20 protein-coding genes are annotated in these 24,521 nt (G+C 74.6%); 5 read left to right on the forward strand and 15 right to left on the reverse strand.

Features of this window, described 5'->3' with window-relative positions; translation table 11 throughout:
* Positions 1-317: 317 nt before the first annotated feature.
* Complete coding sequence (locus tag ACZ47G_RS27675; protein ID WP_465747136.1) at positions 318-1,280, reverse strand: Lrp/AsnC family transcriptional regulator; 963 nt, start codon at positions 1,278-1,280, stop codon at positions 318-320.
* A 189-nt stretch (positions 1,281-1,469) separates the two neighbouring features.
* Between ACZ47G_RS27675 and ACZ47G_RS27680 the strand changes: the two genes are divergently transcribed.
* Positions 1,470-3,110 carry an amidohydrolase gene (locus tag ACZ47G_RS27680; RefSeq protein ID WP_465747138.1) on the forward strand — a complete coding sequence of 547 codons (1,641 nt, stop codon included), beginning with the start codon at positions 1,470-1,472 and terminating at the stop codon, positions 3,108-3,110.
* A gap of 84 nt (positions 3,111-3,194) precedes the next feature.
* Here ACZ47G_RS27680 and ACZ47G_RS27685 read toward each other — a convergent pair whose 3' ends face one another.
* The 7 genes from ACZ47G_RS27685 to ACZ47G_RS27715 all read right to left on the reverse strand — a co-directional run bounded on the left by ACZ47G_RS27685 (position 3,195) and on the right by ACZ47G_RS27715 (position 12,636).
* Positions 3,195-3,941 (reverse strand): methyltransferase domain-containing protein, encoded by a 747-nt coding sequence (locus tag ACZ47G_RS27685; protein WP_465747140.1) that lies wholly within the window; start codon positions 3,939-3,941, stop codon positions 3,195-3,197.
* A gap of 3 nt (positions 3,942-3,944) precedes the next feature.
* Positions 3,945-4,694, reverse strand: a complete 750-nt coding sequence (locus ACZ47G_RS27690) for an SDR family oxidoreductase (protein WP_465747322.1) — start codon at positions 4,692-4,694, stop codon at positions 3,945-3,947.
* The gene (locus ACZ47G_RS27695; RefSeq protein WP_465747142.1) at positions 4,691-5,560 is read right to left on the reverse strand and encodes a TauD/TfdA family dioxygenase; all 870 of its coding nucleotides are present in this window, start codon (positions 5,558-5,560) and stop codon (positions 4,691-4,693) included. Before ACZ47G_RS27695 ends, ACZ47G_RS27690 begins: the two co-directional genes overlap by 4 nt.
* Entirely contained in the window at positions 5,560-6,858 is a 1,299-nt protein-coding gene (locus tag ACZ47G_RS27700) for an aspartate aminotransferase family protein (RefSeq protein ID WP_465747144.1), read from the reverse strand. Before ACZ47G_RS27700 ends, ACZ47G_RS27695 begins: the two co-directional genes overlap by 1 nt.
* A gap of 158 nt (positions 6,859-7,016) precedes the next feature.
* Positions 7,017-11,144, reverse strand: a complete 4,128-nt coding sequence (locus tag ACZ47G_RS27705; RefSeq protein ID WP_465747146.1) for an AMP-binding protein — start codon at positions 11,142-11,144, stop codon at positions 7,017-7,019.
* Positions 11,141-11,818 carry a DUF6309 family protein gene (locus ACZ47G_RS27710; protein ID WP_465747148.1) on the reverse strand — a complete coding sequence of 226 codons (678 nt, stop codon included), beginning with the start codon at positions 11,816-11,818 and terminating at the stop codon, positions 11,141-11,143. Before ACZ47G_RS27710 ends, ACZ47G_RS27705 begins: the two co-directional genes overlap by 4 nt.
* 20 nt (positions 11,819-11,838) lie before the next feature.
* The gene (locus ACZ47G_RS27715; RefSeq protein ID WP_465747150.1) at positions 11,839-12,636 is read right to left on the reverse strand and encodes a phytanoyl-CoA dioxygenase family protein; all 798 of its coding nucleotides are present in this window, start codon (positions 12,634-12,636) and stop codon (positions 11,839-11,841) included.
* A gap of 378 nt (positions 12,637-13,014) precedes the next feature.
* On the opposite strand from ACZ47G_RS27715, the gene ACZ47G_RS27720 reads away from it, so the two are divergent.
* From ACZ47G_RS27720 to ACZ47G_RS27730, 3 genes are all read left to right on the forward strand, one after another.
* Positions 13,015-13,686: a TetR/AcrR family transcriptional regulator gene (locus ACZ47G_RS27720; RefSeq protein ID WP_465747152.1), complete on the forward strand. Its 672-nt coding sequence runs from the start codon at positions 13,015-13,017 to the stop codon at positions 13,684-13,686.
* Positions 13,687-13,794: 108 nt separating this feature from the next.
* Positions 13,795-13,989, forward strand: a complete 195-nt coding sequence (locus ACZ47G_RS27725; protein WP_465747154.1) for a DUF1918 domain-containing protein — start codon at positions 13,795-13,797, stop codon at positions 13,987-13,989.
* Positions 13,990-14,039: 50 nt separating this feature from the next.
* Entirely contained in the window at positions 14,040-14,732 is a 693-nt protein-coding gene (locus ACZ47G_RS27730) for a DedA family protein (RefSeq protein WP_465747156.1), read from the forward strand.
* A gap of 22 nt (positions 14,733-14,754) precedes the next feature.
* On the opposite strand, the gene ACZ47G_RS27735 is transcribed toward ACZ47G_RS27730, so the two are convergent.
* From ACZ47G_RS27735 to ACZ47G_RS27760, 6 genes are all read right to left on the reverse strand, one after another.
* On the reverse strand, positions 14,755-15,504 hold the full coding sequence (locus ACZ47G_RS27735; RefSeq protein WP_465747158.1) for a PIG-L deacetylase family protein: 750 nt from the start codon (positions 15,502-15,504) through the stop codon (positions 14,755-14,757).
* Positions 15,505-15,631: 127 nt separating this feature from the next.
* Entirely contained in the window at positions 15,632-16,840 is a 1,209-nt protein-coding gene (locus ACZ47G_RS27740) for an MFS transporter (protein WP_465747160.1), read from the reverse strand.
* Entirely contained in the window at positions 16,840-17,397 is a 558-nt protein-coding gene (locus tag ACZ47G_RS27745) for a GNAT family N-acetyltransferase (protein ID WP_465747162.1), read from the reverse strand. The genes ACZ47G_RS27740 and ACZ47G_RS27745 overlap by 1 nt, the downstream gene beginning before the upstream one ends.
* Positions 17,394-18,614 carry a type III PLP-dependent enzyme gene (locus ACZ47G_RS27750; RefSeq protein WP_465747324.1) on the reverse strand — a complete coding sequence of 407 codons (1,221 nt, stop codon included), beginning with the start codon at positions 18,612-18,614 and terminating at the stop codon, positions 17,394-17,396. Before ACZ47G_RS27750 ends, ACZ47G_RS27745 begins: the two co-directional genes overlap by 4 nt.
* 97 nt (positions 18,615-18,711) lie before the next feature.
* Complete coding sequence (locus ACZ47G_RS27755; protein ID WP_465747164.1) at positions 18,712-20,025, reverse strand: DUF6271 family protein; 1,314 nt, start codon at positions 20,023-20,025, stop codon at positions 18,712-18,714.
* Positions 20,007-21,083, reverse strand: a complete 1,077-nt coding sequence (locus ACZ47G_RS27760; RefSeq protein WP_465747166.1) for a phytanoyl-CoA dioxygenase family protein — start codon at positions 21,081-21,083, stop codon at positions 20,007-20,009. Before ACZ47G_RS27760 ends, ACZ47G_RS27755 begins: the two co-directional genes overlap by 19 nt.
* Positions 21,084-21,559: 476 nt before the next feature.
* Between ACZ47G_RS27760 and ACZ47G_RS27765 the strand changes: the two genes are divergently transcribed.
* On the forward strand, positions 21,560-22,906 hold the full coding sequence (locus ACZ47G_RS27765; RefSeq protein WP_465747168.1) for an FUSC family protein: 1,347 nt from the start codon (positions 21,560-21,562) through the stop codon (positions 22,904-22,906).
* An 89-nt stretch (positions 22,907-22,995) separates the two neighbouring features.
* Here the strand turns inward: ACZ47G_RS27765 and ACZ47G_RS27770 are convergent, their stop codons facing one another.
* A complete protein-coding gene (locus tag ACZ47G_RS27770; RefSeq protein ID WP_465747170.1) occupies positions 22,996-24,399 on the reverse strand; it encodes an amidase in 1,404 nt (467 codons plus the stop codon).
* Positions 24,400-24,521 lie beyond the last annotated feature (122 nt).

A 24,521-nucleotide genomic window follows, 5' to 3' on the forward strand; every position in this document is an offset into this window, starting at 1 on the left:
TGGGAGGCCCCGCGAAGGACCTCCCACCGAATTCGCCTTAACCGGCGACGTACGGCGTGGTGGTGCGCACGGTGTCCTGCTTCTCCGCGACCTTGACCTTCATCCTTTGTCACCTCCTCACCCTGTCGTGGGCACCCGGGCGATGGCATCGGGCGCCCACAGCGTGCAACTGAAGACATGATCATGTCAAGGTATTCATTCGATTATTGACGCCTTTTCCGGGAACTCCGATAGCGATCGAATAACCTCCGCCGGCCTTTTGCGCGCCCTCGGTGATACGGGCGGTGTTCACGCGACGGAAGGGGCTCGTGGTGGACTCACCGACGGATGAGGCCGGTGCGTTTGGCGGTGGCCAGGAGCGGGGTGGTCTCGACGGTGGTGATGCCGGTCAGCGGGCCGATGATGGCGACCAGGAAGGTGTAGAGGGCGTCGAGGTCGGCCGCCGCGAGCGCGATCAGCAGGTTGGCGGGGCCGGTGGTGGCGGCCGCGAAGCGGACCTGGGGGTGGGCGCCGAGGGTGCGCGCGGTGTGCTCCAGCGCGCCGGGTCGCACGGTGATCCACAGCAGGGCTTCGGCCTGGGCACCGAGCAGGGCGAGGTCCAGTTCGGTGGCCAGGCGCAGGACTTGGCCGCGGAGGAGGGCATCGAGCCGGCGGCGGACGGTGAGCGCCGTGGTGCCGGTGCGGCGGGCGAGGTCGGTGTAGGTGGCGCGGCCGTCCTCGGTCAGGGCGGCGATCAGGGCGGCGTCCTGCGGCGTGACCGAGGAGGCGGCCGGGATCGCCGCCGGCGGGTCGGGGGCGAGCCGGGCGGTCTCCTCGGCCGTGAGCAGACCGGCCGTCCAGCGGAAGGCGGTCGGGAAGACCCGCAGCAGGGTGTGGGCCGTCCAGGAATCCACTCCGTCGGTGGCGGGCAGGTCGCGCAGCAGCAGGGTGTTGCGGGCGTCCGGGCCGTCCAGGAAGAACACCGCGGAGATCTCGTCGCCGCCGCCGAGGACATCGACCCAGACGGTGTCGGGGCGCCGGGCCAGGGCGCCGGCGAGCTGCCGGATCCGGTGCGGGCGGCAGCGGACGCGCAGCGCGACGGGGATCAACCGGGGAAAGTGCGCGGGGTTGCGGACGGCCGTGGCGCGCAGGGTGCCATCGGCGTACAGCGGGGCGGCGTGGCGGACGACGGTGCGCTCCGACAGGCCGAGGCAGTGGCCGATCTCGCGCCAGCCGGCCCGTGGGGAGGCAAGCAGGGCGGCGGCGATCCGGCGGTCCGTCTCGTCGAGCGGTTGGCGCATGATCGGCATCCTAGGGCGCCTGTGTGACCGGCTTCCTCGCCGAACGGCGCCACGCGTACCGGAAACCGTCGATCGGCGCCTACAACAGAGGCACCTGGTCCACGGGTGGGCCGGTCCACGGGTCCGAGGGGGGACCGGCCCACGGGTCCGATGGTGGGCCGGTCGCCGAACCGCTACGGGAGGAAGACCATGACCGAGCACGGAGCCGATCTGCTGATCCGGGCCGCCGCAGTACACACCCTGGTGCCCGGCCAAGCCCCCCAACGGGCCCTGGCCGTACGGGGCGAGCGCATCGCCGCGGTGTCCCCCGACCCGCACGGACTCGACCACCTGGTGACGGCACGCACCACCGTCCACGAGCTGCCCGGGGCCACCGTGCTGCCCGCCTTCGACGACACCCACACCCATCTGATCTTCGCCGGGCACAGCGCGTACGACGTCCCCGTCCACCGGGCGCGCACGATCGCCGAGTTCCTGGGCCTGATCCGGGAACGCGCCGCCCACACCCCCGAGGGGCAGTGGATCCGGACCACCACCAACTGGCAGGAGCTCGACCTCGCCGAACGGCGCCTGCCCACCGCCGCCGAACTCGACCGGGCGACCGACCGCCACCCCGTCCTGGTCAAGCGCGGCGGGCACAACGACGTCGTCAACTCCCTCGCCCTGCGCCTGGCGGGCATCACGGAGGACACCCCCGCCCCGGCCGGCGGCGTGATCGGGCGCGGCGCCGACGGCCGGCTCAACGGCCGGCTGATCGACAACGCCCAGGGGCTGGTGGAACGGCTCGTCCCCCCGGCGGACCGCGACCGGCGCATCCACGGGCTGCGTCTGGCGAGCGGCCGGTACGCCGCCACCGGGATCGGCACCGTCCGCGACTGCGCCGTCTCCCTCGACGACTACGCCGTCCTGTCGGCCGCCCGCGCGGCCGGCGCGCTGCACACCCGGGTCCGCGCGCTCATCTCGGCGCTCGGCCTGACCGCCGCCGCCCAGGTGGAGGAACTGCTCGACGCCATGGAGGGCCTGCGCCACGACGCCGACCCGTGGCTGCGGGTCTGGGGCGTGAAGTTCGGCCTCGACGGCGGCCTGGAGGCCGGGGCCACCGAGGAGCCCTACGCCTGCGACCACACCTTCTCCGGCACCCTGACCTGGGACCCGGACGCCCTCGTCGAAGCCGTCGGGGCCGTGGTCCGGCGCGGCTGGCGGGTCGGCACCCACGCGTACGGCGACCGCGCCGTCCGCGTCCTCCTCGACGTCTACGAGCGGGTGCTGCACGACATCCCCGGGCTGCCGGCCGGCACCCTGGTCATGGAGCACGGCGGCCTGGCCGGCCCCGAACAGCGGGCCCGCGCGGTGGCCTTGGGCATCCCGGTGACCATCCAGCAGCCGCTGCTGCACGACACCGCCGAGGTGGAGCGGGAGTTCTGGGGCGCCGATCGGGTCGCCGCGCTGTTCCCCGCCCGGGGCTGGCTCGACCAGGGCGCACTGGTCGCGGCCGGATCCGACTTCCCCGTCGGCCGGTTCGGCGCCATGCGCTCCGTCTGGGGCCTCACCACGCGCCAGACCGTCATCGGCGTCCAGGGGCCCCAGCACGCCATCGGGTACCACGAGGCCCTCGCCCTGCACACCACCAACGCCGCCCGGCTGCTCGGCGAGGGGCACCTGCGCGGCACCCTCACCCCCGGCCGGCTCGCCGACCTCACCCTCTGGGACCGCGACCCGGCCCACTGCCCCGCCGACGAACTGCGCGACCTCGAACCCACCCACACCCTGCTCGGCGGCCGGCCGGTCCACCAGCCCGGGGCGACGCCGGCCGGCGGTCCGGTGGGCTGACGGACCGGTGGGTTGGCGGACCGGTGGGTTGGCGGACGGGTAGAGCCGGTCCGGGCCCGCCGTCGGGCCGACGGTCGCCGCCCCTCAGGCCGCCGGTTCCCGGTGCCGCCACCGCACCGGGTCGAGGGCCGCCGCCGCACCCGGGGCGGTCGGTGCCGGGGCCCGGTACCCGGCGCAGCCGAGCACCAGCATCTCGCCGTCCCCCGGCTGGAACTCGTACGCCACCCGTTCCACCCGGCTGCCGATGCCGACGCCCGCCAACTCCTCCCGCAGCCGCTCCAGCCCCCGGTACCGCTCCCCGGTGTCGTACACCATGACCGGGAAGAGCCGGACCTCCCGCCGGGCCACCCGGGCGAGTTCCAGCAGCGCGGCCCGCACCACCTCCCTGCCGAGCCGGTTGCCGTACGAGAAGACCAGGTGCGAGCTGAGTACCAGGTCGAAGGAGTCGTCCGGGAAGGGGAGTTCGGGCAGCGCCCCGGCGACGTAGTGCTCCGGGCGGGCGGCGATGTCGGCCCGGAACAGCCGGGCGTTGGCGGTCCACTGCCGGATCATGTCGTCCGCGTCGGCGTACCAGGCCCGGGACCAGCCGCTGGTCTCCTGGACCAGGAGGTCCCGCTTGAAGCCGGTCTCCCGTTCGACCAGCAGGCCCAACTCCTCGCGGTGCACGGCGTATTCGCGGTCGACGGCGACGGCGTCGATGCCCTGCCGGCCCGCTTCCGCGACGAAGCTCGCCGCGCCGCCCGGGCAGTCCAGGACCCGCTGGGCGAGGTCGCGGTCGGTGAGCGCGAACATCGCCCGGTACTCCGCGAAGGAGCGGGCACTGACCAGCACGGTTCAACCCCTTCCGACGAACGGCATGGTGGTCGGCAGCACCACCAGGGACTGGATGGTGGTGTCCGGCGGCTGCGAGGCCATCAGCAGCAGCGCGTCGGTGAAGCGCTCGACCGGGATGGTCGCCTCCACCGCCATCGAGCCGTCGGCCTGCATCGCGGCGGGCTGCGGTCCGCCGTCCGTCGGGGTGACGTTGCCGACGTCGATCTGCCCGCAGGAGATGCCGTACGGGCGGCCGTCCAGGGCGAGCACCTTGGTGAGGCCGAGGACGGCGTGCTTGGCGGCGGTGTAGGCCAGGGAGTTGGGGCGCGGCACGTGGGCCGAGGGCGCGCCGTTGTTGATGATCCGGCCGCCCTGCGGGCTCTGGGCGCTCATCAGCCGGAAGGCCTCCCGGGCGCACAGGAAGCTGCCGGTCACGATGGTGTCCAGGACGCGGTTCCAGTCCTTGAAGGGCGTGTCGGTGATCGGCCGGCGCGGGGCGGCGGCGCCCGCGTTGTTGAACAGCAGGTCGAGCCGGCCGTAGCGGTCACGGACGGCGTCGAACAGTCGGGCGACCTCCTCGGGGCTGCGGATGTCGGTCGGCACCGCGAGCACGCGTTCCGGGTCGACCGCCGCGAGCGCGGCGGTCTCCTCCAGCGCGTCCTTGCGGCGCCCGGCGAGCACCACCGTCCAGCCGGCGCCGAGCAGGGCGAGCGAGGAGGCCCGGCCGAGGCCGCTGCCGCCGCCGGTGACCAGCGCCACCTTCGGGTTCACGGCGTCCACGTCTCCCCCTCGTTGAGCCAGATCCGCAGCATCCGCCGGGCGTACCGGCCGGGTTCGTCCAGGTACGCCGAACGCCCGTGCAGCACCCGGCTGTTGCGGATGATCAGCAGGTCCCCGGCGGCCATCGGCAGGCCGAAGGCGATCTCCGGCCGGTAGAGCACCTCGTCCAGCACGCCGAGCGCCTCCCACTGACGGTCGGTCAACTCCGGTCCGCCACGGTCGGGCGAGGAGCGGACGGTGCGGGTCTGGTAGTAGCAGCCGATCGTGCCGTCCTTCCGGGGGTACAGGATCGGGGTGACGACCAGCTGCGGGCCGGCCCGGCCGGTGCGGTCGAAGGTCCAGTCCTCGGCGAGGGTGGCCAGGGCGTCCGGCCGCTCCCGCCCGATCAGGTCGTGGACGTGCCGGGCGCTCGCCAGCTTGGTCAACCCGCCGCCACGGTAGGCGGGTTGGAGGCAGAGCAGGATCAGCAGGTCGCAGGTGTCGCAGTGGAAGCCGAGTTCGGTGTTGCCGTCGCCGTCCTGGTCGCGCAGCACCGAGGTGAGGTCGCCGCGCCCGTTCTGCGGGACGATCCGGCCGTAGTCCCGGAGCAGGAAGGCGAGCGCCTCGGTGATCTCCTGCTCGGGCCGGTCCGGGTCGACCACGTTGGCGAGGTGGGTGAGCCCGACCGAGTCGACGCTCTCCCGGACGAAGGCCCGCAGCCGCTCGCGCACCGGCTCGGCGGCGCCCCAGCGCCCGGCCCGGGCGTCGGCCCACAGCAGGTCCCGTTCGTCGTCGCCCAGCGGCAACGACCACATCTGCCGCCGGGCCTCCAACTCCAGGCTGTTCCAGCCGATTTCGGTCACGGTGTGCTTGTTCACTACGCCTCCTCGGGCCGGGCCCCGGCCGCGACGGCCTTGGACCAGAGTGCCAGTGCCTCGTCGGTCTGCGCGGCCGTGACGACCAGCGCGGGGATCATCCGGACCACGTTGAGGTGGATCCCGCAGAGCAGGAGCAGCAGTCCGAGGTCGGCGGCGGCCTGCTGGACGCGCAGGGCGGCGGCCGGGTCGGGCGAGCCGTCCGGCCGGCAGAACTCGCTGGCCGCCATCAGCCCGAGGCCCCGGACGTCGCCGATGCCGGGCGCCCCGGCGGCGACCGCCCGCAGGCCGTCCAGCAGTCGGGTGCCCTGTTCGGCCGCGTTCTCCACCAGCTGTTCCTCGCGCAGCACGTCCAGGGTGGCCAGCGCGGCGGCGCAGGCCAGCGGGTTCCCGCCGTAGGTGCCGCCCTGGGAGCCGGGCCAGGCGCGCCGCATCAGGTCGGTCGGCGCGGCGAGCGCGGACAGCGGCAGGCCGCTGGCCAGGCCCTTGGCGGTGATCAGGACGTCGGGCCGGAAGTCCTCCTCGTGCGGGCGGGCGGGCTCGTGCTGGTGGGCCCAGAACCGGCCGGTGCGGCCGAAGCCGCTCTGCACCTCGTCCACCACCAGCAGGAAGCCGTGCCGGTCGGCGCGCTCGCGCAGCCCCGCGAGGAACCCGGCCGGGGCGGGGACGTAGCCGCCCTCGCCGAGCACCGGTTCGACGAACAGGGCCGCCGTCTCGGCGGGCGCGGAGACGGTGGCCAGCACCTCGTCCAGCCCGCGCAGGGCGTGCGCCACCGCCTCCTGCTCGGACAGGCCCAGCGAGAGCCGCAGCCGGAAGGCGGCCGGGAACGGCGCCACCGCGACCCCGGGCACCAGCGGGCCGATGCCCGCCCGGTAGCGGATCCCGGCGGTGCTGAGCGAGGCCGCGCCCATGGTGCGGCCGTGGAAGGAGCCTTCGAAGACGATCACGTTCGGCCGCCCGGTGGCGTGCCGGACCAGCCGCAGCGCCGCCTCCACCGCCTCGGTGCCGGCGGTGGCGTAGCACACCGAGTCCAGGCCGGGCGGCAGTACCTCGCCCAACCGTTCGGTGAGGGTGAGCAGTTGGTCGTGCAGCACGGTGGTGTACTGGCCGTGCAGCAGTCGGCCGGCCTGTTCGCGGACGGCCTCGACCACCCGGGGGTGGCAGTGGCCGGTGCTGGTCACCCCCACACCGGAGGTGAAGTCGAGGTAGCGGCGGCCGTCGGCGTCGTAGAGGTGGAGGCCTTCGCCGCGCACGGCGACGACGGGGGTGGCCTGCTTCAGCACGGGGGAGAGCTGGGACAACGGAGTCTGCCTTCTCTCGGAGCCTGTCGGGTCGGAGCCTGTCGGGTCGGAGCCTGTCGGATCGGAGCCTGTCGGACGGTTCGAGCGGTTCGGTTCGGTTCGAGCGGTTCGGTTCGGTTCGAGTCGGGCCGGATCGGGCCGGGCCGGGCCGGGCCGGGTCAGCGGGGTGGCAGGTGGCCCGCCTCCGCCGCCCAGGTCTGCGCGGCCGACCACCACTGCGGGGTCGGCGCGCTGAAGCGCACGCCCAGCCGGTCCAGCACCGAGGTGGTGTACGCGCCGTCCACCCGGACGTTGCGCTCCTCCTGCTGGGCCCAGGCGGCGGCCAGCCGGGCGGCCGTCGGGTGCTGCCGCTCGACCCGGGCGAGGGCGGCGGCGAAGGTCGCGTCGTCGGTGAGCCGGACCGGGTGGCCGTGGGCGGTGAGCCAGCCGACGAGTTCGTCGTGCGGCGTCTCGTACGGGGTCTCGACGTGGTAGGCGCCGGGTGCCGCGTACGGGTCGAGGGCGATCGCGGCGATCCCGGCGGCCACCGTGTCCACGTGCGAGAACGCGAAGGCGGTGGCCGGCCGGCTGGGGGCGGCGCCGGCCAGCAGGTAGCCGCGGACCAGCTGGTAGATCCGGTTGTCGCCGAGGTTGGCCTGGAAGGCGCCGGTCCGGCTGTGCGCGGCGATGTGGCCGCTGCGGTGCAGGTAGGCGGCGTGCCCGGTGGCCGCCCAGGCCCGGACGGCCTGCTCGGCACGGTACTTGGAGCGTTCGTACGGGGTGCGGAAGTGCTGGCCGATCCACAGGTCGGCCTCGCTGAACCGGCGCGGCGGGCCGTCCACCCCGCCGGACACGGCCAGCGTGGAGACGTGGTGCAGCCGGGCCTGCGGGGTGTGCTCCTCGACCCAGCCGAGCAGCCGGCGCACCGCCGTGTGGTTGGCGCGCTCCAGCTCGTCGGGCGAGGCGACCAGCCGGACGTCCGCGGCCGCGTGCACCACGATCCGGGCGTCCCTGGCCCGCTCCAGCCCGGCCGGGGAGAGGCCGAGGCCGTCCCGGTCGAGGTCTCCGGCGACGACGTGGGCCCGCTCGCCCGCCAGCCGCCGTACGGCCGCGGCGTCGTCGGCGGCCCGCACCAGGCAGGTGACCACCGCGCCGCGCCGCCGGAAGGCGTCCAGCAGGTGGCGGCCGAGGTAGCCGGTGGCGCCGGTGAGCAGCACCCGGGCGGGTTCGCGGACGGCGGCCCGGGGGGTGGGGGCCACCCGGGCGTGCAGCAGTTGCCCGGAGGTGGAGAGCGGTGAGCGGACGGGCTGGGCCGCGGTGGGCCCGGCGAGGGCGGTGGCGAAGCCGTCGAGGATCCGCCGGGCGGCCGGGTGCGCCGTGGCGGGCCGGCCGTACACCAGGTCGGCGACCAGCCGCTGCTCCACCACCCGTGCGGTGAGCCGCAGTTGGTACAGCGGGTCGCCGCCGGTGCAGCGGGCCGTACCGGCCTGCTCGTCGGCGACGGTCCATTCCAGCGCGGGTTCCTCGGGCAGCCGGAAGGTGCCGAGGAAGTTGAAGCCGACGTCCGGGCGCTCGCCGGGCGCGTCCATCGGCCGGACGGGTGTCTCGCGCAGCCGCCGCGCCGTCTCGGCCGGTCCGGCGGCGGCCGAGGGGTCCAGGGCGACGTGCTTGACGGCGGTGAACCAGCCGACGGTGTCCAGGTGTTCGCCGGGGTCGTCGCCGGTGTCCCGGCCATGGGTCTCGACCTCCACCGTGAGCCGGGGCTCGCCGCGCCAGTCGGCGACGGCTCCGGCGAAGGCGTCCAGCAGGACCGCCTCCAGTCCGGCCCCGCCGCCGTGCGCCGCGACCAGTCGGGCGGTGGCGGCGGCGTCCAACGCCCAGCTGAGCGCGGCCGGTCGGGTGGGCGCCCCGACCCCGGGAGCGGCGGGAGCGGCGGGAGCGGGAGCAGCGGGATCGGAAGCAGGAGGGGCGGCGGCCGCCCACTGGTAGAAGTCGCCCGTGGGCGGCGGCTCGGCCACCCCCGGACCGGACCCGGCCCCGTCGAGCACCGCCCGGTACGCCTGGGCGAGGTCGTCCAGCAGGATCCGCCAGGACAGCCCGTCGACCACCAGGTGGTGGGCGATCAGCGCGAGCCGCTGGTCGGTGCCGGGCGGGCCGGTGAACAGGTGGGCGCGCAGCAGCCGGCCGGCCGCCGGGTCGAGGCTGCGGTGGAGTTCGGTGCAGACCCCGGCGACGGTGTCGGCGATCGCGCCGGCGGCGCGGGGGATGCGGGAATGGGAGAGCGGGTCGAGGTCGGTGACGGCGAGCGGTTCGCCGGGGCCGTCGGGGCGGACGGGCCGACGCAGCGCCGCGTGGCGTTGCAGGACGGCCGCGAGGGCCGCCGCGAGCGCGGCCGGGTCGACGGTGGCGCGGCAGCGCAGCAGGACGGACTGGTTCCAGTGCCGCAGGTCGTCGACCGACCGCTGCTGGTACAACCACCGCTGGGCGGGCGCGAGTTGGCCGCCTCCGCCCGGCCGCGGCGCGGCGGCAGCGCCGACGGGCACGGCCACCGCGGCCAGTCCGGCGGCCGTCGGGTGCCGGTAGAAGTCCTCGTAGGCGACCCGCAGTCCGGAGCGCCGCAGCAGGGCGATGGTGCGCATGGCGAGGATGGAGTCCCCGCCGAGGCCGATCACGTCCGTCCGCGGTCCGACGGCGGGCAGTCCGAGCGCGCCGGCCCAGAACCGGGCGATGTCCCCGGCCAGGCCGTCCGCGGCCGGCTCCGCCGACTCGGCGCGGGCCTCGACCAGGTGGTCCACCAGCTCGCCGAGCCGGGCCCGGTCCAGCTTGCCGTTCGACCCGTACGGGAAGTCCGGCAGCACCAGGATCGGCTGCGGCACGGAGTAGCCGGGGAGCCGGTCACGCAGGTGGTCGACCAGCCCCGCCACCTCGACGCCCGGGTCCAGCAGCCTTACTGTGCCGATCAGTTGGTTTCCGAGCGCGGCCTCCCGCAGCAGCGCCGCGGAGCCGGCCACCCCCGGGTAGCCGTCCATCGCCCGCTCGACCTCGGCGAGGTCGACCCGGTACCCCCGGACCTTCACCTGGCGGTCCACCCGGCCGAGGAACACCAGCTGCCCGTCGGCCCGTCGGCGGCACAGGTCGCCGGTGCGGTACGTGCGCCGGCCGTCCCGCCGGACGAAGCCCCGGGCGGTCTCCTCGGGCCGCCCGAAGTACCCGGCGCTGACGCCCCGCCCGCCGATCAGCAGCTCCCCCGCCGTACCGTCGGGCACCGCCCGCCCGGCGCCGTCGACCAGGGTGAGCCGCACCTCGCCGATCCCGCTGCCGATCGGTACGGTCGGTTCCCCGTCGGGCAGTTGGCGGGCGGTGGTGGCCAGGAAGCAGGTCGCGCCGACGGTGGTCTCGGTCGGTCCGTAGTGGTTGACCAGCCGCTCGGTGACGCCGCCGTCGAGCAGGGCGGCGGCGAGCGGGCGCGGCAGGGCCTCGCCTCCGAGCAGCAGGGTGCGCAGCGGCGGGGTGCCGGCCGGGCGGCCCTCCAGCAGGGCGGTCAGGTGCGAGGGGGTGGTCTTCAGGGTGTCGGCCCCGGCCCGGCGCAGGGTGGTCCAGAAGGCGGCCGGGTCGCGCACCTCGTGGTCGGGGACCACGTGCACGGAGCCGCCGGTGGCCAGGGCGAGCAGCCAGGCGGTGTGGCCGAGGTCGGCGGCGAGCGTGGTGACGTGGGCGAGGACGGGGGCGTCGGCCTCGGTGAGTCCGAGCCGGTCGGCCAGCGCGTGCGCGTAGTGGACGGCGTTGGCGTGGGTGACGGCCACCGCCTTGGGTTCGCCGCTGGATCCGGAGGTGAAGGACAGGTACGCGGGGTCGTCCCCGGTGGGCTCGTCGCCCGACCAGGACGGATCCGCCGGGGGGAGGCCCAGGACGTCCACCACCTCCCGGCGGGGCCCGTCGAACCCGTCCTCGGTGGCGAGCACCCGCCCGACCCCGACGGCCGCCAGCCGCCGGGCCAGGTCGGCCGCCGTCCAGTCCGGATCGGTCAGTACGGCGGCGGCGCCGGAGCGCAGTACCCCGTGCAGCAGCACCAGCATCCGGGCGTCCCGGGGCCCGAGCAGGGCGACCCGGTCGCCGCGCCCGGTGCCGCCGGCGGCCAGTCGGGCGGCGATCCGCCCGGCGGCGGCGTCCAGGGTGCGGTGGTCGAGGCTGTGGCGGCCGTCGCTGACGGCGGGCCGGTCGGGGTGGGTGCGGGCGAGGTGGGTCAGCAGCGCGCTGAGCGAGCCGGTGGCGGGCGTGGACCGGACGTGCTGCGTCGCGGAGGTCACGCCGGTTCGTCCCCCGTCCGGATCGGGGCGTCCGGTGGGGCGAGCCCGGCCCGTTGAGCGAGGGTGTCCGGTGGGGCGAGGGCGTCCGGTTGAGCGAGGGCGTCCGGTGCGGCGAGGGCGTCCGGTTGAGCGAGGGCGTCCAGTTGGGCGAGGTCGGCCGGGTCGCCCGCCAAGTACCCTTCCAGCTCGGTGTGTTCGGTCAGCCGGCCGGCCAGCTCCCAGGCCAGCATGCGGTGCAGGCCGTCGACGTGGATCAGCCCGTGACGGATCGTCAGGTCCGCGTAGTCGGGGTGGTCGACCGGCGCGGTGGCGAGGTAGAGCGTGCTGAAGGGCTCCCGGCGGAGCAGCCGCAGCTTCGCCGAGCAGACCGGGTTGGCCGCCGCCCAGTCGGCGCCGCCGGTGCGGACGCGTTCGGCCGCGTCGGCGACGGTCAGCCCGGTGCGCGGGACGAGTTCGAGGTCGCCGCCCTCGCTGAGGTGCCAGGGCAGCACGACGCCGAGGACATCGGCCCGGGTGAGCCGGATCCGCCACCAGCCGCCGGGGATCACGGCGGCGCGTTCGAGGTTCTCCTCGCCGTACAGGTTGGTGTTCGCCTCGTGGGCCCGTTCCACCGGGTGGTCCCGCAGGTAGGCGTCGTGCACCTCGGAGTGGGCGACGGCGGTGACGATCTCCACGGCAGTGCTCCTCAGGCGGTTCAGACGGTTCCGGTGTACTCGGTGAAGTGGTGTTCCGCGAACAGGTCGGGCCACTGGCCGTCGGCCAGGTCCAGTTCGCGGGCCCGGGCGAGCATCCGCCGCCAGTGCGGCTTCACCGGGCGCCAGCGCGCCCCGACCTGGCAGTAGGAGGCGTCGATGAAGTAGCGGGGCCGGCCGGGCCCGTCGAGCGCCGGTCTGCGGGTGTGGAACAGCGCCGAGTTGAGCAGCACCGTGGTGCCGGGCGGCAGCCGGTCGAGGACCACCTCGCCGGGCAGTTCGCCGGTGCCGTGGTGGGCGTAGGCGGTCTTGCCGGCGGCGGTGCGGTGCGAGCCCGGCAGCACGGCCAGGCTGCCGACCCGCTCGTCCAGGCCGCCGAGGTAGTGCAGGGCGTGGACCATCAGCAGCGACGGGTCGGCGCCGTCGTTGGGCTCGCAGTCGTGGTGCCAGGGCTTGCCGGGGATGTCGGGGGCCTGGCGGTCGCTGTGCAGGTGGTGGAAGACGAAGTTCGGGCCGATCAGCCCGGTCAGCGCGCGCAGCAGCGGCGGGTGGGTGAGCAGCTCGCCGTGGGCGGGGAGCTCCAGTTCCAGCACCGGGGGCGGCCCGTGTCGTTCGGGGTCGGCGCAGGCGGCGATCGAGCGGGCCCGCAGGCCCTCGTCCACCCACCGGTCCACCTCGGGGGCGAGGCGTTCGCGCAGTGTCTCGGGGAGCAGCCCGGGCAGGACGAGGTAGCCGGACTCCAGGAACTGACGGCGGTGCTCGGCGTCGAGGGCCTCACGCCCCGTGGAGAACAGCGTCACCGTTCCGACCGCCTCCTTCCGTTCGACGGGACGCACAGCCGGTGCGTCGGGTGCGGGCACAGCGGGACTCGGTACGGGCAAGGGGGCTCACGGGTCCGTCCAGACTTCGGGTGGCGGCGGTGTCGCCCGTCGTCGCCACAGACAGCTGGGATCGCGGTCACCACGAAGAGGCACGCAATGATCACGCAAGGTGATCCGCCCCAGGAGTATGAACCGGCCATCGCGTCCACGACAAGAGCAAAGCCAACCCGTGGACACCTTCCCGCCACCGTGCCGTTCAGCTCCGGCCACCAGTTGATTCCCTCCCCACCGGAAACTCCGGCGCTCCCCCGCCCCGATGATTCGCCGTCGGAACAGCCGATGCGGCAGAGTTGCGCCATGAGCGTCGACGCCCGGAGTCTCCAGCACAGCCCAGGTCCGGCCAGGCGGCGGCCGGTCCAGCAGCGCAGCCAGGAGCGGTACGGCCGCATCCTGGACGCCTGCGCCGGGCTGCTGGACGAGGTCGGGGCGACCGCGCTCACCACCAAGGAGGTCGCCCAGCGCGCCCAGGTGCCGATCGGCACCCTGTACCAGTTCTTCGCCGGCAAGGAGGACCTGCTGGCCGCCCTGGCCACCCGCAACCTCGACCACTACCTCCAGCGCCTGGACGCCCAGCTGGCCCGGTCCGCCCCGGTCGGCCCGGCCGGGTTCACCGACCTCGCCGTGGAGGAGTTCGTCGCGATGAAGCGCGCGGTGCCCGGCTTCGGCCAGGTGGACTTCGGGCTGGCCGGCACGGTCGTGCCGTCCGGGGTGCGGGACGAGACCCACCTGCTGGACGCGGGCGTGGACAACAACACCGCCGTCGCCCTGCGGCTGCAGGCGCTCGGCGGCGAGCTGTTCGAGGCGGGCGACCCGGCGGCCACCACGCTCGCCCTGCGGGTCGCCCTGGAGGCGGCCGACGCGGTGCTCAAACTGGCCTTCCGGGGAGACCCCCAGGGCGATCCGGCCCTGATCGCCGAGTGCAAGCGGCTGGTGCGCGGTTACCTCGCGCAACAGCTGCCCGTCCGCTGACGCCCGGCCCACCGGCCCCGCGAAGCCCGTCCGTCCCGAGCCGTTGCGAGGCCGTCGCCCGCGCAGCACAGTGGATAGCGGAACGGCCTACGACCCGAGGAGCAGACCATGCACGCAGCGGTAGGTGACCAGCTCCACATCCACAGCAGGTCGGTGGGCATGACCGACCAGAAGGGCGAGATCATCGAGGTGCGCGGCACCAACGGCGAACCGCCGTACGTGGTCCGCTTCGACGACGGCCACGAGGGCCTGATCTACCCCGGCCCCGACTGCAACATCGAATCCCGCCTGGCGGAACGCTGACCCACTCCCCCACCATCCCGCGCCGGTCCCGGGCGAGGTGGTGAGGAGCGGTGTCCGCACCGACGACCCCCCTGCCCGGGGCGCTCTCCGGGCTCGCGCCACTGCTGGACCACTACGGGTACCTGGCGGTGGCGCTGCTCGTGCTGCTCGACAACTGCGGCATCCCGGTGCCGGGGCAGACCATCCTGGTGCTCGCCTCGGTCTACGCGGGCACCGGGCACCTGGACTTCGCCGCCGTGCTGCTGATCGCGGCGGTCGCCGCCACCCTCGGCAACAGCCTGGGCTACCTGATCGGCCACACCGGCGGGCGCGCCTTCGTCCACCGCTGGGGCCGCTACGTGCTGCTCACCCCGGCCCGGATGGAACGCGCGGACGGCTTCTTCGCCCGGCAGGGCGGCAAGGTCGTCACGGTCGCCCGCTTCGTGGACGGGCTGCGCCAGTACAACGGCATCATCGCCGGGACCACCGAGATGCCCTGGCGCCGCTTCGCCGTCTTCAACCTGCTCGGCGCCGTGCTGTGGACGGGCGTCTGGGGCACCTTCGGGTACGTCGCCGGGGCCAACATCGGGACGGTGTACCGGACGGCGCTGCGCTACCAGCTCTGGTTCGCGGTCGGGCTGGGTGTGGTGGTCGCGGCGCTGCTGCTGCGGCAGGTGCTGCGCTACCGGCGCCGGCGCCGCGAGGACGCCGACGCCTCCGCCTCCGCCTCCGCCTCCGCCGATGAGCCCCCCGCGAGTGACTAGGTCCTGTCCGGCCGGACAGGGCCTAGCGCAGCGGGAACACCTCGAACGGCACCGCGAAGCGCGTCCCCAGCCGGGTGCCCGCGCCCCGGCCGAACCCCTCCAGGAACTCCCGGGGCTCCGCCATCGCCCCGCCCAGTCCGGCGAGGTACGCCTTGTGCTCCGCCAGTGAGGCGACGCCCAGGTCGAAGGTGTCGGTGGTGTCCACCGCGTGCCGGGCCTCGGGCGAGGCGGCCGCCCAGATCTGCCGGACCCCGTTCCAGGGCTCGTGGCCCTCGTCCAGCAGCTCGCGGAACACCCAGCGGTTCCCGGCGTCGCGCACGCCGTCCAGGGTGGCCCGGCCGACCGCGATGTGGTCGGCCTGGTTGAGGAACACCCCGCCGTAGGTGTCCCGGAAGTTGCTGGTGATCACGATGTCCGGGCGGTGCCGGCGGACCACCCGGGCGATGTCGCGGCGCAGCGGCAGGCCGTACTCGACCACGCCGTCCGGGTGGCCGAGGAACTCGACGGTCTCCACCCCGACGACCCGGGCCGAGGCGATCTGCTCGGCCTCGCGCAGCGGCCCGCACTCCTCGGGGTCGAGCGAGTCGATCCCGGCCTCGCCGCTGGTGACCATCACATAGATCACCTGCTTGCCCTGGGCCGTCCAGCGGGCGACGGCCGCCGCGCCGCCGTACTCCATGTCGTCGGGGTGGGCGACGATCGCCACGGCGGTGCGCCAGTCCTCGTCGACGGGCTCGAAGGGCTCGAAGGGCTCGGGGGTCTGCTCGGTCATGCTGTTCCCTCTCCTGCGGCTCGCACGGCTCATGGTCATACGGTCATACCGCAGGTGACTCTAGAAGCTCGCCTCCCCCACACGCTGTCGGAAACCCTCCCCCGGGCGGGCGACAACCGGCGGGCCGTCAGCTCGCCTCGGGGGCGAGCTGGGCGGCAGGCCGGGGTTGGGGCCGCGGCCAGCTGATCCGGGTGGCGCACAGGGAGACCACCGCGGCGGAGACGGCCACCGCGGCCATGCCCCAGACCAGGCTGGTGCCGCCGGCGATGAAGCCGATCACCGCGGGGCCGGCCAGCAGGCCGGTGGTGCCCATGGCGGCGACCAGGGAGAGCGCGTCCGGGCCCTGCCGGGCGGCGGCGACGTAGACGCACGGGGTGACGGCGGCGACGCCGAGGCCGACGCAGGCGAAGCCGAGCAGGGTCGGCACGACGCCGCCGGCCAGCAGGGCGAGCGCGAGGCCGAGGCCGGCCAGCAGGCTGCCGGTGCGCACGATCCGGCCGTCGCCGAGCCGGGTGCGCCAGCCGTCGGCGAAGATCCGGGCGCAGACCATCATCACCGAGACGACGGCGATGCCCAGCGGGGCGATCCCGGCGCCCGCGTGCACCACGTCCTTGAGGTAGAGCGCCGACCAGTCGTTCATCGCGCCCTCGGTGACGGTGCCGAAGACCATCGCCAGGCCCATCCAGAGCGTGGCCGCGGCGGGCAGGGCGAAGCCTCGGCGCCCCTTCTTCCGCTCCGTCTCAGCGGCGGCCTGCGGCGGCCCGTCGGCCAGCAGGCCCGGCCGGGCGGCCACCACCAGCAGCACCAGCAGCAGGGCGGCCAGGCCGAAGTGGACGGCGAGGGTGCCGGTGAAGGCGTTGACGCCGGAGGCCAGCAGGGCGGCCAGCAGCGAGCCGGCGCTGAAGGTGGCGTGCAGCCTGGACATCGTGGTGCGCTCGAAGCGGGCCTCCAGCGCGGCGCCCTGGGCGTTCATCGCGACGTTCAGGCAGCCGACCGCCACGCCGTCGCAGAACAGCACCAGCAGGGTGACCGGGTAGTTCGGCACCACCGACAGGGCCAGCAGGATCACCCCCAGGGCCAGCGCGGACAGCACCGAGAGCAGCCGGGAGCCGAGCCGCCGCATCAGCACCGCGACCAGCGGGAAGGACACCGCCGCGCCGATCCCGCAGGTCATCAGCAGCAGGCCGATCTGGGCCTCGCCCAGGTCGAGCCGGGCCTTGAGCGCGGGCACCCGGGAGACCCAGGTCGCGTACTGCAGTCCGAGGACGAAGAACAGTGCGCCGATGGCCAGTTGGGACCGGCGGAACTCGTCGCGTGCGGGGGAGGACATCTGCATCAGCCCACTTCGGCTCTGGGCGCGGATCCGGGGCTCGGGTCCGCGGGGTTCGGGGCGGCGCGGTCCAGCGGCTTCGCCATGTAGACCGCCTCGGCGCCGTAGCTCGCGGGCAGCCCGACCTCCGGCCGGGCGCGGTAGCCCAGCCGGGTCCACAGCACCTCGGAGCCGCGCACGGCGACCAGCGAGAGGGTGCGGTGGCCGGCCGCCCGGCCGGCCGCCTCCAGGTGCCGCAGCAACCGCGGGGCCAGGCCCCGGCCGCGGGCCCGCTCGGCGATCACCAGGTCGTGGGCGTGCAGGTTGCTGGACCGCACGGCGCCGTCCGAGGAGGCCCGGCTGAGGTCCGGGCAGCGGAACAGCGGGTACGGCAGGGCGAGCAGGTAGCCGGCGAAGCCGTCCGCGTCCTCCAGGACGAAGCAGGTCGACGGCGAGGCACGGTGCCGGGAGCGCAGCGCCGCACCGCCCTCGGACAGGCCGCTGGCGGCGTAGGCCCGCTCCTCGGCGGCGATCACCGCGGGCCAGTCGGTGTCGCGGAGCAGCCGGATCCGGGTGTCGGTCATGTGTCACCCCGCTCGGTGGAGCGGCCGCCGACGCAGGTGTACGGCAGCGGCGCGAAGCCGTTGAACCCCTGGGTGGCGTAGGCGGTGGCGTACGCGCCGCAGGAGTGGATCCACACCGGGTCGCCGGAGGCGATCGCGCGCGGGACCCGCACCCCGCCGCCGTCCTGGGCGTACGCGTCGTCGCTGTCGCAGGTCGGGCCGGCCACCACGGCGTTGACGAACTGGCCGCCGGGGTGGGTGGGGAACTCCAGGCGGTACTGCAACTGGTCCATCTCGTAGAGGCCGTTGAACTTGCCGCAGCTCAGGTAGAGCCAGTCCTCCCGGGTGCCGTCGAGCCGGTGGCGGGAGGAGAGCCGGGCGACGTGGGCGCGGATCGCGCCGTGGTCGGCGACCAGGTGGCGGCCGGGCTCCAGCAGGAAGTCCAGCGGGGCGGCGTTGACGGCGCGCAGCCGTTCCATGCCCTCGCGGAGCACCGTGAACATCTTGTCCAGCGGTGGTTCGAGCGCTCGGCCGCCGCGGTCGAGCACTCCGAGGGCGGGCAGTCCGCCGCCCAGGTTGATCCGGTCCGGGGTGATGCCGCGCCAGTTGAGCGCCTCCAGCACGGCGGCCAGCGACTCGATCGCGGCGGCCCAGGCCTCGGCGGTCATCTGCTGGGAGCCGACGTGCACGGACAGCCCGGAGGGCACCAGTCCGGCGGTACGGGCGGCGCCGAGCACCCGCAGGGCGTCCTCGGGCGAGCAGCCGAACTTGTGGCTGAGACCCCACAGGGCGCCCTCACCGGTGGTCGCGATCCGGCAGAACACCCGTGAGCCGGGGGCGTGTTCGGCGATCGCGGCGACGTCCTCCAGGCTGTCGGTGGCGAAGTCGCGCACGCCCAGCCGGTAGGCCTCGGCAATGTTGCGGTCGGACTTGATGGTGTTGCCGTAGTGGATCAGCTCGGGTGCCACCCCGGTGCGCAGCGCCTGGGCGATCTCCTGCGGGCTGGCCGCGTCGAAGCCGGAGCCGAGCTCGGCGAGGTGGCCGAGCACCTCGTCGACGGGGCAGGCCTTCATCGCGAACCGGACGGCCACACCGGGTAGTTCGGCGCACAGGGCGGCGTACTGGCGGCCGATGCCGGCCAGGTCGTAGATGACGGTGTCCTCGGTGGCGGCGGCGAGCGCGGAGCGCAGGGCGGCGTGGTCGTGCTGGTCGGGGCGGGGCGCGCGGTCGGCGTGCACGGTCTCGGCCGCGGTCGGGGCGCGGTGGTTGGTCCGCCCCCGCGCATCGGCGTGCGGTTCGGTGGTCTGACGTATCACGGATGAACTCCCGGTGCGGCTAGCGCGGCAGCCGGTCGGCGGGGGTGGTCCTGCTCGCCCGCACCAGCGGGCCCCACGCGTCGATCAGCAGGGCGAAGTCCTCGATGTCCGCCTGCGCCTCGTCGAGCAGACGCGCCCGTCGGGGCGCCAGGTGGTCGGCGAACTCGGCGTACTTGCCGCCGAGTCGCCGGTAGCAGCGGTCGAGTTCGGCGAGTCGCCGGTGGTTCTCGGCGCGGTCCGTCGCGGCGCTGCGGCGGGCGGCGTCGGCGATCGCCGCCGGGCGGACGTGGTGGTGCTCGTCGAGCAGGGCTTCGCCGGCCCGTTCCAGCTCGGAGTAGACGGGGTGGAGGTAGAGCATGGAGAGCAGGAACTTGGCGTAGCGCTCCTGGTAGGCGGTGAAGCCGGGGCCGGTGCGCCGTTCCGGGGTGTAGTAGTTGACGATGTGCCGGTTGTGGGTCACCCCGGGCAGGGTGGCGTCGTGCACGAGGTGGTGCAGGAAGTAGTCGCTGCCGATGGTGTCGGTGGCGGGCGGCAGCGGGACGCGTTCGTACAGCTCGTGGTCGAGGGCGATGTTGCACATGTCGATCCGCCAGATGTCGGGCCGGTCGAGCACGGCGCGGTCGGCGGTGAAGGGTTCGGTGCCGCCGCCGGTGAAGGATTCGGCGACGAGTTCCCGCCGCTCCTGCTCGGTGGCCCCGGTGGGCGCCCAGAGCGCGACCACGTCGTGGTAGGCCTGCGGGTCGAGGGCGCGGATCTCGCCGAGGTCGACGGAGAGTTCGCCGATGAAGGAGGCGCCGACCAGGGCGACCGGCTTGTCGGCGTGCGCCGGGTCGAGGGTGTGCTCGGTGACGGCGGCGGCCGCGTCGGCGGCCTTGAGCCCGATGGTGGCGAGTTCGTGGTCGATCGGGAACACCGGTGCGCCGTCGTGCCACTGGTAGCGGCTGTCGGAGTCGCGGCGGTGCACGGAGGTGCAGCCGAGGGCGGCGGCCAGCAGGAACGCCCGGTTGGTGCAGGCGCCGTAGGAGACGGCGTCGGGCAGCATCAGGTCGAGCAGCTTGTCGGGGCCCGGGGCTCCGGCCCGCTCGATCGCGGCGCGCAGGAAGGCGCGCTGGGCGTCCTCGTCCAGGTGGTGGGTGACCACGCCCGCGGTGGGCGGCAGCGCGGCGAGGGCCGCGGCGTGCCGGGCGCGGGCCGCCGGGTCGGCGGAGTCGAGCACCAGGTAGTGCACCAGGACGCCGAACTCTCGGGCGGCGTGGGCGGCTTCGGCGCCGATCGCGGTGATGGTGTCCGCGCACTCGCGGTTGGTGGGCAGGGTCAGGCAGACGGCGCGCACGGGCGCTCCCCTTCGGCCTGCTCGAAGGTGCGGCCGGTCCAGGACCGCAGGCCGAGCAGCTTCTCGCCGAGTTCGGTGAGTTCGGCCGGTCCGTAGCGCAGTGCCTCGGGCCGGTCGGCGTCCCCGACCAGGGTGCGGTTCCAGTCCGGGGTGGCGAGGGTGCGCCAGGACTCCACCCGGGAGCGGCGCAGCGGCTCGGCCTCCTCCAGGGCGGGCATCATGGAGAGGTACTGCACCGAGCGCACGCCGTTCGCGGAGGTGTTGGGGGCGACGCCGTGGGCCAGCAGGCCGTTCCAGATCAGCAGGTCACCGGCCTTCAACTCGGGCCTGACCACCGGGAACTCGTCGCGGTCGACATCCGGGCGGATCGGGTCGCGGTCGGCGGGCTGGGTGGCCTGCCACTCGTTGTGGCGGCGGAACAGCTCCGGGTCGCACTGGAAGCCGCCGTGGTCGGGGGCGGTGTCGTTGAGCGCGATGATGCCCTGGACGCGCTGCGGGAGCATGGCCCGGGTGGTGTCGACGTCCCAGTGGAGTTCGATGTCGAAGCCCTTGTCGGTGGGTTCGATGAGGGCGCGGTCGCGGTTGCGCACGTTCGGCGGGTTGAGGTTGAGCCGGTCGAGGGTGACCCACAGCTCCTCGCAGTCCCAGACGTCCACGAAGGCGTCGTAGACGCGCTGTGACTGGCGGCTGTCCCAGATGAGTTGGTGGTGGTAGGCCTCGACGAAGCCGTAGATGTGCAGGTGCCGGTCGAGTTCGTCGCGGTGGTCGCGCTCGCGGTACCAGTCCTCGGGGCGGTCGGGCGACAGGCCCTGGAACTCCCAGGCGAAGTCGAGCAGCCGGCGCGCGGCCTCGGTCGGGATGGCCTGCTCGACGACGACGTAGCCGTAGGTCTGCCAGTGCGCGAAGTCCGCCTCGGAGAGCACTCGCAGCGGGTGCTTCTTACGCAGTTCGCGCAGGGCGGTGCCGGCGAGGTAGCTCTCGGTGTCGGCGCTGAAGTAGGGGCGCTGCGAGGCGGCCCGGTACAGATATTCCTCGGGGTGTTCGTCAGGGCTCGGCATGGGCGGTCACTCCGTGGTTCGTGGTCGGTGCAGCGCTTCCTCGGGCGCCCGGTGCGGGCGCGGCGAGCCGGTGGCCGGTCGTCGGCCGGAAGGGGAATTCGGGGCGCGGACCGGATGCCCGTCCGCATGCGCTCCGTCTCGCCTCGGCCCCCGAGCAGCGCACAACGCCACGTCAGGGGGCCAACTCACCCGTCCGGCAAGGGCACTCACCCCACATCAGCCTCGGCCGGACCGCGCTTCCCCATACGTTGGACTAGACCAACTAATGGTGTCAACCCTTTCCCACTGGTAACCGATTGGGAAATCAGCGCAGTTCACAGCGCCTCTGGGGTTCGCTTTATGTTTCGCAGACTGACATAAGGGCGGGTATGTTTCGGGAATTGACATAACCGCGAAGGGTGAACCGAACCGGCCCGCCGTACGTTGGGTCTGTGGCACGCACCCGCCCGGCACCTTCCCGTCCGACACCTTCCCGGTTGGCACGCACCCGGTCGGCGGCTTCCCGGCTGGCCCCGCCCCGCTGGCTGACCGAGGGCCTGCGCCCCCGGGACGCGCCGGTCCCCTGGGCCGCGATGGCCCGCGCCTCGGTGGCACTCGCCGCCCCGCTCGCCGTCGGCACCGCCACCGGCCGGACCGGGTACGGCGCGCTGGTGTCGATGGGCGCGCTGTCCGGCGTCATCGGGGACACCGCCGACGCCTACCGGATGCGGGTGTTCAACATCGCCGTGCCGCAGCTGTTCGGCGCCCTCGGGGTGCTGGTCGGCACCCAGGTCTACGGCTCCGGCTGGACGGCCGTGGCAGTGCTGACCCTGGTCGCGCTGCTCTCCGGCATGATCTCCTCGGTCGGCGCGGTCGCCTCCGTCTCCGGCCTGCTCCTGCTGCTGAACACCGTGGTCGGGGCCGGCCTGCCGATGCCCTCCCCGTGGTGGCTGCCCCCGGGCCTGCTGCTGCTCGGCGGACTGCTGGTGCTCGCCCTCACCCTGCTGGCCTGGCCGCTGCGCGGGGGCACCCCCGAGCGCGCCGTGGTCGCCGACACCTACCGTGCGGTGGCCGCGCTGCTGGAGGCCACCGGCTCCCCCGGCTACGAGGACCGGCGCCGGGCGCTCACCCAGTCGCTGAACCAGTCCTACGACCTGCTGCTGGCCCGCCGGGCCCGCCGGCACGGCCGCTCCGCCACCCTGGTGCGCCTGCTCGCCCAGCTCAACGCGCTGATCCTGCTGCTCTCCGACCTGCTCAACCACCAGGGCTTCCACCTGGTGGCACCCCGGCTCTACGACTCGCTGATCGGCTGCGGCATCGCGCTGGTGGCCGGCTACCTGCTCTGGCCGGAATCCTGGCACACCCGGATCGGCGACCGGCTGGCCGACGCCGTCCAGGACACCGCCTCGTACGTGTCGCTGGCCTTCACCACCGCGCCCGGCCGGGACGAACCGGCCCGGGCCCGCTACCGGCGGCGGCTCTACCGGGACCTCTCCGCGGTGCGCAGCGAGTTCCAGCGGGCGCTCACCGAGCCCCCGCCGGTCGGCGCCCGGGCGGAGGCCTGGTGGCCGCTGGTGATCGCGGTGGAGCGGATCGTGGACACCACCACCGCGACCAGGGTGCGGATCGAGCACGGCGCGGCGGTGCCGACCCCGGCCGAGGTCGGTGCCGTCGCCCGGGAGCTGACCGACCTGGCCGAGGCGCTGCGCGGCGGCGCGCCGCTGCCGCCGGGCGGCCCGGACGCGCCGGGCGCGCCGGCGCCGGACTGCGCGATGGCACCGGACTGCGCGCTGGCCCGGCTGCACCACGAGGTGCACGCGGCCCGGTCGGTGGCGGCCGGCTGAGGGCGGGTCCTGCTCAGTCCCGGACGCGCCGCTCAGTCCTGGACGCGCCACCCAGTCCCGGACGCGCCACCCAGTCCTGGATGCGCCGCTCAGTCCTGGATGCGCCGCCAGGGCCGGTCCGCCTCCAGTGCGAAGGCCAGCTCCAGCAGCAGCCGCTCCTGCCCGTGCGCGGCCGACAGGTGCACCCCGATCGGCAGCCCGCTGGGCGCCGCCCCGGCGGGCAGGGCGATGCCCGGGCCGCCGGTCACGTTGTTGACCGGGGTGAAGGCGACGTAGCGCAGCAGCCGCTCGACCAGCTCGTCGAAGGCGACGTTGGGGCTGAGGTGCCCGATCGGCGGGGCGGTGTGGGCGAGCACCGGGGAGAGGATCGCGTCGTGCTCGCGGAAGATCCCGGCGTAGACGGCCTCGGCCCGGCGCAGCCGGCGCAGCACGCCGGGGATGCGCGGGAACTCGGCCTGGAAGCTGCGGCGCAGCCCGGTGGTGAGGCCGTCGAGCCGGCCGGCCCGGAAGCTCGGGTCGAGCATGACCCGGCCGGTGAGCGCGATCACCCAGGCGATGTAGCCCCAGTAGGAGAGGAAGTCGCGGGAGAACTCCTCGCCGAAGGGCAGGGTGGCCGGCTCCACCCGGTGGCCCATCGCCTCCAGCCGGGCGGCGGTCTCCTCGACGGCCCGGCGGGTCGCCTCGTCGGTCTTGGCGGTGGGCGAGTCCACCACCAGGCCGATCCGCAGCCGGCGCTCGCCGGGGCCCTCGACCAGGCCGAGCGGGGGCAGTGCCGGGTTGCGGTGGTGGCGCTCGGCGGCGGCGAAGAAGGCGGCGGTGTCGCGCACCGTGCGGGTGACCACCCCGTCGGTGACCAGGTCGATCGGCAGTTTGCCGCCCTGGGCGTTGGTGACCAGCCGGCCCCGGGTGGGCTTGAGGCCGACCAGTCCGCAGCAGGCCGCCGGGATGCGGATCGAGCCGCCGCCGTCGTTGGCGTGGGCGATCGGCACCACGCCGGCGGCCACCAGGGCCGCCGAGCCGCCGGAGGAGGCGCCGGGCGAGTGGGAGGTCTTCCAGGGGTTGCGCACCGGCTGGGCGGTGGCGAACTCGGTGGAGGCGTTCAGCCCGAACTCGGGCAGCCGGGTCTTCCCGAGCACGGCCAGGCCGGTGGAGAGGAACTGGTCGGCGAAGGGCGCGTTGCGGCGGGCGGGGCGGGCCCGGTAGGCCTCGCTGCCCATGGCGGTGGGCAGGCCGCGCAGGTCGACGTTGTCCTTGAGGTAGGTCGGTACGCCCCAGAGCGGGCCGCCGATGCCCTCGCGGCTGATCCGGGGCCGGTCGTGGCTGGCGTGGGCGACGGGCAGCAGCGTGCCGTCGATCCGCCCGGCGCGGGCGACGGCGGCCGCGACCAGTTCCCGGGGGTTGACCTCGCCGGCCCGGACCATGGCGGCCAGGGCCACCGCGTCGTGCGTGCCGAGGGCGTCGTCGGTGAACGCGTGGGCCCGCTCGTCGGCCATCCCAACTCCCAACCGGTAGTACCAACTGGCTTTACCGGTCGGTATACCAGCCGGTAATCGTACGGAGGTTCGCAGTGTAGGCGCGCGGCACCGCCCCCGGATACCCCCACGCGACGGCCCCG

The sequence above is a fragment of the Kitasatospora sp. NPDC030952 genome (assembly GCF_055571335.1).

Excerpts from the sequence above, each read along its gene's own strand:
- ACZ47G_RS27675 (WP_465747136.1), bottom strand. The coding sequence starts at position 1,280 with ATGCGCCAACCGCTCGACGAGACGGACCGCCGGATCGCCGCCGCCCTG.
- ACZ47G_RS27680 (WP_465747138.1), top strand. The coding sequence starts at position 1,470 with ATGACCGAGCACGGAGCCGATCTGCTGATCCGGGCCGCCGCAGTACAC.
- ACZ47G_RS27720 (WP_465747152.1), top strand. The coding sequence starts at position 13,015 with ATGAGCGTCGACGCCCGGAGTCTCCAGCACAGCCCAGGTCCGGCCAGG.
- ACZ47G_RS27725 (WP_465747154.1), top strand. The coding sequence starts at position 13,795 with ATGCACGCAGCGGTAGGTGACCAGCTCCACATCCACAGCAGGTCGGTG.
- ACZ47G_RS27735 (WP_465747158.1), bottom strand. The coding sequence starts at position 15,504 with ATGACCGAGCAGACCCCCGAGCCCTTCGAGCCCTTCGAGCCCGTCGAC.
- ACZ47G_RS27740 (WP_465747160.1), bottom strand. The coding sequence starts at position 16,840 with ATGCAGATGTCCTCCCCCGCACGCGACGAGTTCCGCCGGTCCCAACTG.
- ACZ47G_RS27745 (WP_465747162.1), bottom strand. The coding sequence starts at position 17,397 with ATGACCGACACCCGGATCCGGCTGCTCCGCGACACCGACTGGCCCGCG.
- ACZ47G_RS27760 (WP_465747166.1), bottom strand. The coding sequence starts at position 21,083 with ATGCCGAGCCCTGACGAACACCCCGAGGAATATCTGTACCGGGCCGCC.
- ACZ47G_RS27770 (WP_465747170.1), bottom strand. The coding sequence starts at position 24,399 with ATGGCCGACGAGCGGGCCCACGCGTTCACCGACGACGCCCTCGGCACG.